General features: G+C 42.2%; 15 protein-coding genes. 6 read left to right on the top strand and 9 right to left on the bottom strand.

Annotated elements, in window-relative coordinates; all coding sequences use genetic code 11:
* Positions 1–35: 35 nt before the first annotated feature.
* The 4 genes from M9194_RS01335 to M9194_RS01350 all read left to right on the top strand — a co-directional run bounded on the left by M9194_RS01335 (position 36) and on the right by M9194_RS01350 (position 2982).
* Complete coding sequence (locus M9194_RS01335) at positions 36–572, top strand: YaeQ family protein (RefSeq protein WP_250610481.1); 537 nt, start codon at positions 36–38, stop codon at positions 570–572.
* Positions 565–1101 carry a hypothetical protein gene (locus tag M9194_RS01340; RefSeq protein WP_250610482.1) on the top strand — a complete coding sequence of 179 codons (537 nt, stop codon included), beginning with the start codon at positions 565–567 and terminating at the stop codon, positions 1099–1101. The genes M9194_RS01335 and M9194_RS01340 overlap by 8 nt, the downstream gene beginning before the upstream one ends.
* Before the next feature lie 57 nt (positions 1102–1158).
* The gene (locus M9194_RS01345; protein WP_250610483.1) at positions 1159–1524 is read left to right on the top strand and encodes a glutaredoxin family protein; all 366 of its coding nucleotides are present in this window, start codon (positions 1159–1161) and stop codon (positions 1522–1524) included.
* A gap of 522 nt (positions 1525–2046) precedes the next feature.
* Positions 2047–2982 carry a DMT family transporter gene (locus M9194_RS01350; RefSeq protein WP_250610484.1) on the top strand — a complete coding sequence of 312 codons (936 nt, stop codon included), beginning with the start codon at positions 2047–2049 and terminating at the stop codon, positions 2980–2982.
* A gap of 52 nt (positions 2983–3034) precedes the next feature.
* Here the strand turns inward: M9194_RS01350 and icmH are convergent, their stop codons facing one another.
* From icmH to M9194_RS01375, 5 genes are read right to left on the bottom strand one after another with little or no spacing between them, the layout of a single operon-like run.
* A complete protein-coding gene (icmH, locus tag M9194_RS01355; RefSeq protein ID WP_250610485.1) occupies positions 3035–3826 on the bottom strand; it encodes a type IVB secretion system protein IcmH/DotU in 792 nt (263 codons plus the stop codon).
* Positions 3823–5148, bottom strand: coding sequence for a type VI secretion system baseplate subunit TssK (gene tssK, locus M9194_RS01360; RefSeq protein WP_250610486.1), 1326 nt, complete (start codon positions 5146–5148; stop codon positions 3823–3825). Before tssK ends, icmH begins: the two co-directional genes overlap by 4 nt.
* Positions 5149–5158: 10 nt before the next feature.
* Positions 5159–5659 (bottom strand): type VI secretion system lipoprotein TssJ, encoded by a 501-nt coding sequence (gene tssJ / locus M9194_RS01365; protein WP_250610488.1) that lies wholly within the window; start codon positions 5657–5659, stop codon positions 5159–5161.
* A complete protein-coding gene (locus M9194_RS01370; protein ID WP_250610490.1) occupies positions 5652–7010 on the bottom strand; it encodes an FHA domain-containing protein in 1359 nt (452 codons plus the stop codon). The genes tssJ and M9194_RS01370 overlap by 8 nt, the downstream gene beginning before the upstream one ends.
* 12 nt (positions 7011–7022) lie before the next feature.
* Positions 7023–7625 carry a porin family protein gene (locus M9194_RS01375; RefSeq protein WP_250610492.1) on the bottom strand — a complete coding sequence of 201 codons (603 nt, stop codon included), beginning with the start codon at positions 7623–7625 and terminating at the stop codon, positions 7023–7025.
* A gap of 640 nt (positions 7626–8265) precedes the next feature.
* Between M9194_RS01375 and tssM the strand changes: the two genes are divergently transcribed.
* Both tssM and M9194_RS01385 read left to right on the top strand, forming a co-directional pair.
* Positions 8266–11661, top strand: coding sequence for a type VI secretion system membrane subunit TssM (gene tssM, locus M9194_RS01380; RefSeq protein ID WP_250610494.1), 3396 nt, complete (start codon positions 8266–8268; stop codon positions 11659–11661).
* 33 nt (positions 11662–11694) lie between these two features.
* On the top strand, positions 11695–12147 hold the full coding sequence (locus tag M9194_RS01385; protein WP_250610496.1) for an Lrp/AsnC family transcriptional regulator: 453 nt from the start codon (positions 11695–11697) through the stop codon (positions 12145–12147).
* Positions 12148–12242: 95 nt separating this feature from the next.
* Here M9194_RS01385 and rplT read toward each other — a convergent pair whose 3' ends face one another.
* From rplT to thrS, 4 genes are all read right to left on the bottom strand, one after another.
* Positions 12243–12596: a 50S ribosomal protein L20 gene (gene rplT, locus M9194_RS01390; protein WP_073605034.1), complete on the bottom strand. Its 354-nt coding sequence runs from the start codon at positions 12594–12596 to the stop codon at positions 12243–12245.
* A 40-nt stretch (positions 12597–12636) separates the two neighbouring features.
* Positions 12637–12831 (bottom strand): 50S ribosomal protein L35, encoded by a 195-nt coding sequence (rpmI, locus tag M9194_RS01395; RefSeq protein WP_004401085.1) that lies wholly within the window; start codon positions 12829–12831, stop codon positions 12637–12639.
* Between the two features lie 117 nt (positions 12832–12948).
* Positions 12949–13500, bottom strand: a complete 552-nt coding sequence (gene infC / locus M9194_RS01400; protein ID WP_250610780.1) for a translation initiation factor IF-3 — start codon at positions 13498–13500, stop codon at positions 12949–12951.
* Positions 13501–13503: 3 nt separating this feature from the next.
* Positions 13504–15432: a threonine--tRNA ligase gene (thrS, locus tag M9194_RS01405; protein WP_250610498.1), complete on the bottom strand. Its 1929-nt coding sequence runs from the start codon at positions 15430–15432 to the stop codon at positions 13504–13506.
* Between the last annotated feature and the right edge of the window lie 124 nt (positions 15433–15556).

Genomic DNA, 15556 nt, shown 5'->3' on the forward strand with positions numbered 1-15556 from the left:
GTTTAGCTGGCTATTTTTTTGTTTGGTAATTTTTCATGGCACTTAAACCTACTATCTATAAATTTCGAATCGCGGTAACCGATTTGAACCGCGATCACTACGACAACCTCAACCTCACTGTCGCCCAACACCCTTCAGAAAATAATAAACGCATGCTCGCGAGAGTACTCGCATTTTGCTTAAATACTGGCTCTTCTATTGCCTTCACGAAAGGGCTCTCTACCGTTGAAGAACCCGATATTTGGTCACATACTTTGGACAACCACATACAGCTGTGGATAGACGTCGGAGAGCCTGACTTCGAACGAATAAAAAAGGCTTCACATAAATCGGAGCAAGTAAAGATATACACGTTCAACGCCAAATCGGATGTATGGTGGCAACAAAACCAATCTCAACTTACCTCATTGAGTAAAGTAGAGGTCTATCAGTTTGAACATGACTCAATCGAACAGTTGGCGCAAAATCTCTCTCGCGGCATGGATCTGTCCGTCATGGTATCGGAGCAGTCCATTTTTGTTGATATGGACTCTGGTTCATTCGAGATAGGTTGGAAAACACTGCATGAATAACCTCAAACAAGCCCTGCTCGATACCCACATTAACCAATTGGAAATCATCAGCCAGTGCGAAGATATCTGGAACTGGTATTGTGACAACAACCAATCCCTGTTTGACAAAGCATGCCTAAACAAACCTGATAGCCAACCAAGTAGCCATTTGCTCGGTATTGCGACAAAACAACACATCGAATGTTTGGATAGATACACTCAACAATCAGAATCTTCGCTGGCAATGAATCAAGCACTTGAGAACACTCTAGGTGGGAAAGAAAATAAGTTTCGTCACATTGAGCAAGAGCAGCTGATTTTGACCACCCACATTTGGCTATATTTACAAGGCTATTTAGGCCTAGATTTTAGTTTGTCCAACGATTACGCGGCAAAAACGGCAAATAGCATCGCTCAAGTCACCAATCAAAATGAACAACCAATAAGAACCAAATTCCTAGAAAGCTACTATATGGGCACTCAACTTCATCGCCCGCAAACTCAATCAAGTATAATAGGCTGGTTTAAAAAACTGTTTGGTAGTTATTGACCCATATACCCTGTTAGAATACGCGCAGATTTAACTGTTGTTACAAGTGAGAACCTTATGAAATTAGTACGTTGGCTTTTAGGTAGATTGATCCTATTGTTTGACTTTTTGTTTCGTCCTAAAGGTATAAAGAGATCAGTACAGGAGCAGGTGCGAGTTGATGAACAATCTAAGAATTTAGCTTTGTATCAATTTAACGCCTGTCCATTTTGTGTAAAAGTGCGCAGAGCAATGAAAAGGCTATCAGTAAATGTTGAGCTTCGTGACGCCAAGAATGATGAAAAGTATAGGGAAGAGCTTTTATCACAAGGTGGTAAATCCAAAGTTCCATGCTTAAGAATTGAACAGAACGGCGAAGTCAAGTGGCTATATGAATCGTCGGATATTGTCCATTATTTAGAAAATCAGTTTCAACCCATGTAGGCTGGAACTCTATTTCCCTTTCTTCGCATTGAGGGTTATACCCAAATTACTTCGAGATGCGAGTTTCAGCGAGATAGATAAGGCTTCAATGCTAGGCAGGGATGTGAGGCATAGTCATTCTACGGTGAACATCCCTAACAACGCAGTGAAGCCTTATCTACTCGCCCTTTGGGAGCGGTGTGAGTGGCCCACTTTCGCGTCAAAGGCCTTTAAAATGGATGGCCATTCCTGCAGACCTTTTCCTTAAATTGGGCCACTCACACCGCTCTGAATCCTGCATATTGAAGTAACTTGGGTATATATAATCAGCTAATTTTACTGGTTGTTTTTACTGGTATTTATCTGTACTTTATACTCTCACCTAATTAAGGACTACCATGTTTAGTTTTATGACTTACCGTTGGCAACTCTCTGCAATGCCCAGTAGCCGGTAGGTCCAGTCGTGCCTGGCTACGAGTAGACGTAGCCAGTTTAGTCTGTTTTTTCTTCTCGTAGCCAGATCAACCATCAGGAACGAGAAGAATGAATAAGAATACCATCAGCAAGCCGCTGCCTTTCTCCGTCTCGCGTAAGTTACTTGGTTTCACTTATGCTTTGTCCGCATGCCTTTTGTTTTCGATAAAACCCATTTTTATTAAGCTTGCTTATGTATATGGTGGGAACGCCGTATCCATCATGTCGCTTCGGGCGTTTAGCTCTTTACCTATCTATATCACTATCGGTGTGGTGCTACTACTGCGTTCAAAAGCAAACCGAAAGGCGCTTAAGTGGCATGGCGCGGGAGCCGTAGCTATCGGCGTACTTGGCTACTACCTCTCCAGTCTGTTAGACATATTGTCGTTGCAGCATATTTCTGCACAGCTCGAACGGTTATTGCTTTTCTTATACCCCAGCTTAGTGATCTTAATAAACTGGGTATGGACAAAAAAGAAACCTAGTCAACAGGTATGCTTTGCAACTTTACTCGGCTATATTGGCGTAGCGATAATCTTCATCCATGACTTTCAGCTTGATGGTGATAGAGTCCTCACGGGTGCCACCCTTGTTCTGGGTGCTGCTCTCTCTTTTGCCCTATACGTCATTTTGAGCAAGCCACTCATTCATAGTTTAGGTAGCTTACTTTTCACAAGTATCGGTATGGGCAGTGCTGGAATTGCAATATTAATCCAGCTCTCGCTATCCAACACTGATATGTGCACATGGAACAGCCATTTGATTATACTCGGGTTAATGTTAGGTGTACTGTGTACGGTTATCCCCTCTTATTTAATGAGTGCCGCCCTTGCACGCTTGAGCACTGAACATGTCAGTTTGATGAATAATATAGGGCCGACCTTTACCACTGTTGCTGCCGTTTTCGTGTTGGGAGAATCATTTACCGCCTATAACTTCATAGGACTGGTCCTAGTCATGATGTCTATTTATTTACTTAACCGAAGTAAACCTTCGAAACAATAGCCATACCCAAATTACTTCGAAATGCGAATTCCAGCAACATGCACAAAGTGCTTTAAAAATGAAGCTGCACAAGTTGCTGGAATTTCAAATCAATGATTAAAAATGTCGTCAGATAAAGGGTTGCTATCACAGTACACGCAATGCCTAGCGTAACCTTTGGAGCAATCACGCGTTTTAACGGGGTTTTGGAGACCAAGGCCTTTTCACTTTTTAGTATGGACTTTTCTTGTTCTGATAAACGGTAATCACGAATTAGGCCATATACTGTACTCGCGATTTCAGCTAGCATTTCTTTTCCATTGTCCTCTCGGCCGAACTTTCCTTTAAACCCAAGCTGCAAAATCAAATAAAGGAACTCGATAACATATCGATACTTTTTCGGTTCAGGTTTGATCCTTTCTAGAATGAGAAAAAGCTTTTCTCCACCTGAGGTCTCGTTGTGGAACTCTGACAGTAGGCTTTTTTGACTCCAGTGACTTTTTTCTCCCCATTCTTGAGAGCAAACTGACTCATCAATGGCCGCACATATACAATAGCGAATCACCAATATCGACGCCCTATCCACGTCCATGTCATTGAGTTTTTTTTCCCCTTTACGGATTTCTCTTGCCATCTGCTCTCTAAGAGGCATTGGGTCATCCAGCCAAGGGATCGATGGAATACATGTTAACATCGCAACCAGCCAAGAAAATTGGTCAACCAGCGGGTTAATACCGATATTCGCTATTTCCAAATCGTCAACAACAATGTTACGTGATAAGTCGGGTGACGGCATCACCTCCATGGGCATTCCTGCCTCAGGTTGATACAACACAATGGTTGAGTCATTATCTTGATAACTCATAACTTCACCGCCCACAGCTGTAACGATAACCCTTTAAACTCTCCAGCAGTGTGAATAGCAAGGGCAGCACTTGACCGAAAACTCGCCCATTCCTCACTTCCTTTATCCAACTCAAAATAGGTATAGCCCGCGTGATAAGGTAAAGCCCTAGGCACGACAGGCATTGCCTTGAGCCTAATGCCTGGCAATTGTAAGTTGATGAGATCGCGTATATGGTCAATGGCCCCTAGCTTAGTTTGACTGACGAATTGGGTATGCAGAATATCAACAGAGACATCCGCTTTGACCGCAAGTACAAATGTCATGTTTTCCACCAGCTTTCTGTCTGGGATATCGGCTGACTTAATACCAAACTGCTGTTCTTTTATTGCCAACGGAATAGCACGCTGCTCAGACATTACACTTAACAAGCTCTTAAGATCACGTAAATAGGCGGAGAAGCATTGCGTTGCTTCTTGATGAACATATTGTACAAATGCTCTAGGCCTACGATTGGCTGAGCACAAGGTAGAAAGTTCACCTTCTGCTTGCAACAAGATTTGATAAAAATTGGCAGGATGCACGCCTTGCACCTTCGAAAGATGCCAAAACAGCGGCTCGTAACGATTTAATATTTGCAACAACATAAAATCTGCAACTGACGATACGCCTTGTTGATCCACTTCTCCTAGTCGTCGCACAATAGACTCAGCTTTATGTTGAAGCATTGAAGCAAACTCCGAGGCGAAATGGCTCAATACTGGCGATGCCTGGATATCCACACAAGGCGGTATAAAATCTGCGTCTAGAACCACTTTGCCTTCAGGGGATACTTCAGAGATCTTCAAGATAGGTATACCCGTGTAAGAACACTTATCTTCATCTTCTATCAGTAACTTGAAGTTCAGCTTTCCCACTTCGATATTAGCGACACCTACACTGTCATAACAAGCATCACACGCTTCTTGTGTATGAATGGAATACCTTGAATGTTCACTATCGGAACCAAACAGCTGAGATTTGTCTGAAGGCAGTGGACAGCATAAGAAAACCACTTTGTTTACCGTAGATGTCGGGACTTCCAGCACTTTTGGTAAATCAGCCAAAAGCGGCAACTCAAATGGCGTTCTATCCAGAAATATACCTTCAGCTTTGGTTAAACCAATTTTTCCAAGTGCTAAAAGCTCATTGTTAACTTCTAAATGCTTTATTCCCCAATGCAATGGGGAACTGAAAATATGAAATAAACTGGCTGACTTTTTTTGACTGCGCTCCAATTGCTGGAAGTGCTGTGGCCTCATAAACATCCCGTCTTGCCAGACCACTGGGTTATACATAGACATATTTTTACCCTTAGAAATAGGTTTGTTCAATTCCACGAGTGTTGTTAATGACGAGTTCATTACCTTGTACTTCAAGTTTGATGAAATATTCACTCTTCGCGTCAATGGTTTCAACTTTACGCCATGAAGATCCGTTGATGTCCCTAAAAGCAGCCGCGATCCCAAGAGCCCGTGTTTGCGGATCAAGAGTCAATGTTTCATGGAGTGTTTCATTCGGTTGTAACTCAAACTCATATCGCTTTATGTACTCATCACCTAACGATGCTTTATCATTTTCAAACAGTGCAAAAAAATCTAAGCTTCGAAACATGACTGGAGAAGTGAGCTCATAAAGCCTTAATATCACCGGAGAAGACTGCCCACTACTTCTTACATTCAGCTCCTTGGACGTATCTATGATCATCTCGACCGACGAACTGTCGGGCGTTAAACCTGTGGACTCTTTAAACTGATCCCACATGCTGCAACCCGATAACATAACTATCACTAAAACGATGATTATCTTACGCATGACTATCCTTAATGTATTGACTGTATTCCATTTTAATTCTTTGATCTGCGTCTTTTTCAAGCATATTGAGGCGGTTTAGTAAGTGCTCATCAAGCAAATCTCTGGGCATTTTCCAAAACATTAAACTCTGGCGAAAACGCCGACTCTTTGTATCTATTGACTGCCTTGAACTAGATATTCGAACTAACTCCTGCACCGTGTCTGTCGTCACTTTTTGTCTAGCCTTAGCAAGCCGCTGTTCATGTAGATTCATTTCCGCTAAAACTTGCTCAAAAAGCTCTGTTGGCTCAAGACGCTTGTCCTTGTATAGCGCTATCATCACCTCTGCTATATCTACGCTCTCCAACTCGATTGACTCTTCGCCCATTCGGCTCATTTCGTCGATGTTCTTTAGGCTAGTTTGAAAATGATCGATACATAGCCTCAGGCAGCGTCCTACACTACCAAAAAAATGGACATCACGTAGTAAGTCAGCATCACTTTTTATACCCAGACCTTTGAGCAGAGCGATCAGACAAGCATGGTCCTGTCTCGCCGCTACTCTTGTTGGGGTTGAAACATCAATCTCCTCGACACAGTTCTGGCTGACATCGCAACTTTTTGTCGCGTTTGAGTGGACGTGATTGGGCTCAGTTTGAACCGAGCGTTGTTGATTATACGTATCGCTATCCGCATTTGACTGCATCCAGTTGTCGGGGATCAATGGTGCTGCGTGAAAATATGCACCCATACTTTCAGAGTCATCGACTAACTGCCGAGTGCTTTTGTTAGCTGGCTGTGGATGACGACTATCAATGGGATCACATACTTGGGCTTCACTATCTGAAGTACTGGCCCCAGTTAGGTGCTGTATTGGATCCTGTTCCGTATGTTCGTAGCGAGTTGCATCGAAGAGTTGGTCTGTTGATTGGCCACGTTCACCCAGAACAACGTCGTTAGACTTAACGTCATTGGGTAGCAAACTATCAAGAGGATCTGTAGAGTCTCGATTGGGCTCTATGTCAATAGCTATATCTGTGTGAGTGGACATCTGATCAATAGTGATCGTAAGTTCATACTCTCCTAATGAAAGCCTATCACCTTGATGCAGAGAAATCGGCTGGCTTTTCTGTACCTGCTGTCCATTCAACAAGGTTCCATTCGTGCTTACATCACTAAAGTAGTAGTCATCACCATACATGGATATCATGCCATGGACACTGGAAATGAAACGATTGTTATCTAATAAAACAGCAGAACACCCTGACGAACGACCTATGGTTCCTCCCCCATGAGGCATTTCAATATGTGTCTCACCACGATAGTCTTCAGGGTGCTTTGTTAAATTGATAACCAACTGGTTAGTAGACATTCTTCTACACCATTAAAATAACATGGAAAGAGAAAGCTCTAAGCCTCCTATTCCATCATTGTAAACGGGAAACAAGTAGCTGATTTGAGGAATGATTTGTATATGAGCATTAGGGTCTGAACCTAGCTTGACTACCGTCCCTATTGTCGCAACTGCACGCAATTCAAACTGAGAAATATCTTCTAGTTGGGCGCCGTATTTAAATCCGTCACTATCTACAACCCAGCGATTTTTATAATTGACCATCCCTGCAGAGAGTCCAGCTCCAACGTAGGGAGTCAGCCAGCCCCAACTATTTAACGCATATTGTGGTACAGCTCTAAGTTCGTAGCTCGTGACTTCTTGATATATTCCATTCGGTGGCGCAGTGATAGAATCTTGAATATAGTTCAAGCCGAACCACCAACGCCAGCGATTATTATTTTCATCAATTGGCGTAGTATAAACTAAGCCAAAACTAGTGACATCTTGGCTACCACTTTCTCCTTGTTGATAATCAATACTGGTCAAATTTACTAGAGAAACCGTCCCTCCATAACGTTGCCCTTTGGCAAATAGTGGTGAAGATACAATGAGAAGTGTACACAATGAAATACAGTGAAAGATCTTTGACATCCCTATCTCTCTTTAAATGAAATTACATCTTAATCAGTCGAACCTGACTTACTTCAACTGAGAATTTCGCAGGGTGTAGAGGACCTTACCAACAAAATTTATTAATTCAATACTGTAAACTGAGTGGCTGGTTGAAAAGGAAAAACATCTGCTAAGTTAGACAAAACACCTATTAAGTTGGTTAATTTGCCTGTCTTCATGGAGCGGTACGCGCAGTAAGATAACGAGATACGCCCAACTTAAAACTGAATTAATCATAATTTTTTTTAATTGTAATAACTATCAATAGAATCTTTATTTTTTTTGAATTATGCCGCAAAGGTATATTTAATCGGGCGAGTATTATCAAATTGACTATCAACTCATGTTACTTTTACTGCTCTTTAAACTAGACAGATATTTTTAATAAGTCACTACAATGAGAAATATTAATCAACTAATTAATTCGACAAACCAAACAGATGAAGTCTCAAGTATAGAAAAATCAGTATTCACTACTCGCTTTCAGTTGTGTTTAAAACAATACAAAGAAATTAGTTTCTGACGTCAATGTGCACACTGGGGAATATCAAGTATTACTACACAGTTAGTCATTTTTACTGGTGGTATTAGAGATTAGCCTATTAATACATTAAGCATCATGATAAAAATAAAATATTCAAAATCGACGGTCATAACGTCACTATTACTAACATTATTCGCCGTAACGGTACTGATTGTAATATACGCCTACGTATTTCCTTCTGCTCCTCTTTGGACATTATTGGCGAGCATTTCTGTCGTTGTTTTCACGTTCGCACTACTCAACTGGATACTTTGGAAAAAAGGAAAAAATACAACACACACCTTGTCTTTAGAAAGCGAATCGGACGCTCTCATAGATTTACTAACTCCACTATTGCTTTCATCTATAGATAAACCTATCTATCTAATTTTAGGTACAATCGGAGCTGGAAAGTCGACCTTTTTATACACATCCAATGCAATCAAACCCATTGATCACACACGAACCAATGAGAACGACTATTTCAAGTGGTTTGAATCGGAAGAAGCCATCTATATTGAGCCCTCTCACCCAATGGTTCATCAAGAACATTCTCAATACAATGCCGAACTCTGGACAACATTCATTAAACAAATTGTCCAATACAAACCTAGAAAGCCAATTGCCGGATGTATGGTATTGGTGGACTTTGAGTACCTGATACTCAACGAAGCTGCTCAAGTAGAATACACGCTGAGTTTAATTCGCGACCACTTAACCATGCTAGGAGATAAGACACAGACTTCGCTGCCAACCTACCTGATCCTCACCAAACTGGATAAGCTGGACGGATTTAAAGAGTATGTTCATTACAGCCCAGTAAAATCTTGGCTGGAATATTTTTCGATCAACTTCAAGCATTGCAGCGGTAATCTAAAACAGGATTATCATCACTGCTATCAAAAATTACGTACCTCTCTAGAAACGTACTCACTCGACGCATCTTCTCTCGCAACAAACAATGAAGAGAAAAAATCAATTATTGGCTTTGCAAAACAATTTGAACTGTGTGAAGGGCTGGTTTATCAAGTCGTAGAGTCGTTTCATCAAGCAAAAAATGGAGTGTTTTACCTCGATTTACGGGAGCTGTTCTTTGTTTCCAATTTACAAAGTGGCCGCAAGTACAATCTACTTGCCAAAAGCTGCAGCCATTATTTTAACGTTCCAGTCATCGCCTCTGAGCATACTCAGCTGATTGAAACACCCTATTTCACCCGGTTTTTGGTTCAGTCGCAAATCCTCCCCGAGAGCGATTATAGTCGAGAAAATCAAGGATATTTAAAGAAAATTCAGCGTAAGAGCTACATGACCATCGTAGCCTCATTACTCATCGTTTCGGTAGTGGGCTTTTTCCTTATACAAACGCTTTCCGCCAACCTTCATGTCATCAATCAGCTACTATCGGTATCTAAAACGCAACATCGCATAGCACCTTCTGGGTTCAATCAAAAGCTTATCGAAGCCAGTAGTACGATATCACCCAGATACAAAGGCTGGACGATAGGTAATGAAGCCCTGCGACACGAAAAAAGCACAATGCTAGTAAGCCGTTTGAAAGACAGCACAAGTATCGCCTACCAATCACTAATCGATATCATCTCCACCGATCTAATGCCCACTATAGAGCAAGGCTATCGTAAACAACTCGACATTCTCAAAGATACGCCTGAGCTTGCTCTACCAATGTTGAAAGGCTATTTAATGCTTAAGTCCCCAGAAAAGAGAAACCTTGCTTTCTTACAGCACCAAACTCAAGCGATGCTATCAAAACAAGGGGTTTCTAGTGCTTTAAACGATGAAGTGATGAATTATTTAACCGCCTACTTCAAAACACCATTTCACGCTGTAGGCATTGATATGGAACTGGTTAGGTCAATACGAAGGGCATTACTGGCTCAACCTAATTCAGACTTGGTCTATGCCGAGCTAATCAGTCAAACTAAGCAAAAAGACATTGGCACGCTAAATTTGAAGCGGGCAATTGGTTTTTCATACAACGCAGTATTTAGTGACAACACGAACGATAGCAGACTTGAGTTTAGCAAAGTGTACACTGACACAGGTTTCAAAACGTTCTATAAACCCCAAGTTGATCAAATAGCCAAAGCCGTTACCGCTGATGACTGGGTATTAGGATTGTCGAACAATGTCATCCCAAGCGACGATGAACAACAAAGCTTTAAAGACAAAGTCAGACAAAAATATATCGACGACTATATCAGCCACTGGCGCAAAGCGCTGAGTGAACTTAAGGTGAAGCGCTTCAATAACATCATGGAGTTAAACAATGCGGTTGATCTAATTTCAGGCCCGTCGTCTCCATTTAGCACGGCCCTACGACTGGTTTACAACAATACTGCGTTCTCTCCCACGAACAGCCTATCCATGATAAAAGTAGATGGGAGCGATGTGTCTCAATCGGTAACCGATCAGGTTGCTGATACAATACAAAACTCCAAACTATCAAGCCATATAGTGATGAAAAGGGTTGAGCGCTCATTTTCTTCACTCAACCAGTTACAAAACCCTGAAACCGACAATGCGCCAACACCTTGGGAAGAGACCACATCATCGCTAAGTAGGCTTAGGACCTATCTAAAAGAAATTTCAGATGCACCAAACCCACAACTTGCCGCTCTCTCAGCAGCACGTTCACGTATGAAAGGTGTCGAGTCTGACCCAATCATCCAACTCAAACAAATCGCTATCAAGTCTCCCGAACCCGTCAAAAGCTGGCTTCTTAGCATAGTACGACAAAGTTGGTCAGTAGTGGTGCACGAAGCTGCGGAAGGTATTCAAAGCAAATGGGATAGCGAGGTATACAGTAAATACCGTCAAATAGGCCTCAATAAATACCCATTTAGCCTATCCGCATCTGAAGAAATTTCCATAGACGACTTCGAACAGCTCTTTTCTTCTGGTGGAATTCTAGACGAGTTCATTCAGAACAACCTTGCCCCGTTTTACGATACGAACTTGTGGACGGCAAAAAAAGTTGAAGGCCAAGTTTTGCCTTTAACCCCAGCATTTTTGGTCCAACTTAGAAATTACACCGTGATTAAAAATACACTCATTAACAAGGCGACTAACCGCTTTTACCTCCCTTTTAACACCAAGGTCTTGGATCTAGACTCTAGCGCAATACGGGCAACCATTAATCTGTCCGATTCACCCATACTTTACTATCAGGGACCAAGTAAAGTGCGGGAGCTGCACTGGCCCCCGAGCAACGGCAACTTTTCTAGCAGTATAACTATTCAAGATATTACCGCCGAAGGCAAACAGCATGTGCTGTCGGAAAACGGGCAATGGGCACTATTCCGACTTATTGGCAACTCAACCATCTCCAATGTCAAAGATGGCAGTTTTACCAGTGAGATCAATGTCGCTGGCCGTAAATTAAGCCTCAATATTCACCCACTTACAACAAGGAACCCATTTACTTTATCAGAGCTTTATAACTTTAACTTACCAAAAACAATAACTTTATAACAAAACAGTTAATAAATTCAGAAGGCAGAATCAATGATAACTAACGCTAACTTACAAGGACTCGATAGGCTTGATCGCAAAATATTATCAAACTTATTATCTAATGGGAGGGAATCCATCGCCAACCTGTCACGCAACATAGGGCTGTCGAGAACGGCGGTGGCAGAGCGGATCAATCGATTGGAACGAACTGGGATTATTAAAGGCTATACTGCCCAGATCCGAGTTGAAAGTGAAGGAAGAAAAACCGCCAGCTACTTGCTTATATCTTGTGAAAAAGGCAGAAAAGACGATGTGACCAATGCTTTAAGGGAAATACCAGAGGTGAGACTAACCAGTATTGTAGGAGGAAGCTACGATATTATCGCATTAATAGAAGCCCCCGATCTCCATTGTATCCATAACCTTTGTAATGAGATTGAGGCATTTAAAGGTATCCGAAGTCTCAATAATACCGTGATTTTACATCAACCCATCGCGCGATAGACCATAAATACAACAACACTATCCGATTAAAGGTTGTCTAAACCAAAAGAAAAAGGAGAGCCGAAGCTCTCCATTTCAAAAACTCAAGTCAGCAATTAAAGTGCTGCTTTCGCTTTTTCTACTAAAACAGTAAATGCTGCTTTGTCGAATACTGCGATGTCTGCAAGGATCTTACGATCGATCTCGATAGATGCTTTCTTAAGACCGTTGATAAAACGGCTGTAAGATAGACCATTTTGACGAGATGCTGCATTGATACGTGCAATCCATAGTTGACGGAATTGACGTTTCTTGTTGCGACGGTCACGGTAAGCGTATTGACCAGCTTTAGTTACAGCTTGGAAAGCTACGCGGTAAACACGTGAACGTGCTCCGTAGTAACCTTTAGCTTGTTTTAGAACTTTCTTATGACGTGCACGAGCTTGTACACCACGTTTTACGCGAGGCATTATGCTTCTCCTAAACTAAACGATAATAAACTAAAAAGAATTAAGCGTATGGCATCATACGAACAACTGCAGCCACTTCACATTTAGGAAGGATTGCGTTTGGACGTAGTTGACGCTTGTTCTTAGTAGTACGCTTAGTCAGGATGTGACGTTTAGTAGCGTGCTTGTACTTAATACCACCAGCAGTTTTCTTGAAACGCTTAGCAGCACCTTTGTTGGTTTTCATCTTAGGCATGATGAATAACTCCGCATTGTGATAGTTTAATTAACAATGTAATTAGGGCGAATAAAACCCTGCCACCTTCCCTTCTTTAAAGGTCAACGGCAGGGTTCATTACTTGTAAGCCGTTAATTACTTCTTCTTAGGGGCAAGCACCATAATCATTTGACGGCCTTCAATACGATTTGGGAAAAACTCCACAACTGCTAATTCAGCCGTGTCTTCTTTCAATCGATTTAGAACGTCAACACCGATATCTTGGTGTGCCATTTCACGGCCACGGAAGCGAATTGTTACCTTCACTTTGTTGCCGTCTTCTAGGAAACGCGTCAGGTTGCGTAGTTTTACCTGATAGTCTCCTATATCAGTTCCAGGACGGAATTTTACTTCCTTAATCTGGATCTGCTTTTGTTTTTTCTTCTGCTCTTTAGCAGCTTTGCTCTTTTCGAAGAGAAACTTGCCATAGTCCATCACACGACAAACTGGTGGCTCGGCGTTAGGGCTGATCTCTACGAGATCCATACCAGCTTCATCAGCTGCTTCAAGTGCTGCGTTGATTGATACAACACCAACGGACTCACCGTCAGCACCAGTTAAACGAACTTCACGTACGCCACGAATTTCACCGTTTAGTCTGTGCTGGTTTTGTTTGGCCGGTTGTTGGCCACGTCTTCCGCCTTTAATAGTTTATTCCTCCAGATTAAGCTTACGGGTAGACACCTCAGCTTGGATGTATGAGATAAAGTCATCCACTTTAAACTTACCGAGGTCTTTACCTTTACGAGTACGTACTGCAATTTCTCCGGCTTCCATTTCCTGGTCGCCACAGACAAGCATATACGGAACACGCTTTAAAGTATGTTCGCGGATTTTAAAGCCAATCTTCTCATTTCTCAAGTCTGCTTTGGCTCTAATTCCACTTTTTTGCAGTTTTTGTGCGACTTCTTGAACGTAATTCGACTGCTTATCAGTGATATTCATGATGACAGCCTGTTCTGGCGCTAGCCAAGTCGGGAAAAACCCTGCGTATTCTTCGATAAGAATACCGATGAATCTTTCTAGCGATCCTAGGATTGCACGGTGAATCATAACAGGCACATGACGCTCGTTATGTTCACCAACATAGGTAGCACCTAGTCGACCTGGTAGGTTGAAGTCTAGCTGAACCGTACCACATTGCCATGCACGATCTAAACAGTCATAAAGTGTAAACTCAATTTTCGGTCCGTAGAACGCCCCTTCACCCTCTTGAATTTCAAACGGGATCTCCATAGAGTTCAATGACTGTTTCAGTGCTTCTTCTGACTTGTCCCAAATTTCGTCTGAACCAACACGTTTTTCTGGTCGCGTCGAAAGTTTAACTACTATGTTGTCAAATCCAAACGTATTGTACGTATCGTAAACCATTTTGATACAAGACGTGACTTCGTCTTGTATTTGGCTTTCAGTACAGAAGATATGCGCATCGTCTTGAGTAAAGCCACGCACACGCATGATGCCGTGTAGTGCACCTGATGGTTCATTACGGTGGCATGAGCCAAACTCAGCCATACGTAGCGGTAGATCGCGGTACGATTTTAAACCTTGGTTAAAGATTTGTACGTGACCCGGACAGTTCATCGGCTTAAGCGCATATTCGCGGTTTTCCGATGACGTCGTAAACATAGCTTCGGCGTACTTGTCCCAGTGACCTGAACGTTCCCAAAGGACGCGGTCCATAATAAGCGGACCTTTCACTTCTTGATAGCCGTATTCAGTGAGTTTCTCACGTACAAATACTTCTAGGTCACGGAAAATAGACCAACCGTTATGGTGCCAAAATACCATACCCGGCGCTTCTTGCTGCATATGGAACAAATCAAGTTGCTTGCCTATCTTACGGTGGTCACGCTTCGCGGCTTCTTCCAAGCGTGTCAGGTGCGCTTTTAGTGCTTTTTTGTCATGGAAAGCCGTGCCATAGATACGTTGCAACATTTTATTGTCGCTGTTACCACGCCAATACGCACCCGCTACATTGAGTAAAGTGAAATGCTGGCAAAAGCCCATGTGCGGTACGTGTGGGCCACGACACATATCAATGTATTCTTCATGATGGTATAAGCCTGGGCGATCGTCTCTCGCTACATTTTCATCCAAGATTTCCATTTTGTAAGTTTCGCCACGTGACTCAAACGTATCACGTGCTTCTTGCCAACTTACTTTTTTCTTGATGACTTGATATTTGGTTTTAGCTAGCTCCTTCATGCGCTTTTCGATCTTTTCCAGATCGTCTTGCGTTAAAGAGTGCTCCATATCAATGTCATAGTAGAAACCACTGTCGATGGTTGGACCAATCGCCATTTTTGCTTCTGGATAAAGTTGCTTGATCGCATGACCCAATAAGTGAGCACAGGAGTGACGAACGATTTCTAAACCATCAATTTCATCTTTCGCGGTGATGATTTCTAAGCTTGCATCTTGTTCTATCAAATCACATGCGTCAGCTCGCTCACCATTCACACGACCTGCAATGGTTGCTTTCGCTAAACCAGGGCCGATGGATTGTGCGACGTCTAAAGTGGAAACAGGATTGTCAAATGAACGCTGACTGCCGTCAGGGAGAGTGATAATAGGCATTATTTTTCCTTTACAGTGGTGTTGCACACCAAGCAACACGTGTTCAGTTTCAATGGCTCTATCTTTATGAAACTATAAAGATAAGTCGTAATAGTGTAAGAAAAACAACCGACGCAAATACCAA

Source organism: Vibrio sinus, assembly GCF_023634645.1.
Lineage (GTDB): Bacteria > Pseudomonadota > Gammaproteobacteria > Enterobacterales > Vibrionaceae > Vibrio > Vibrio sinus.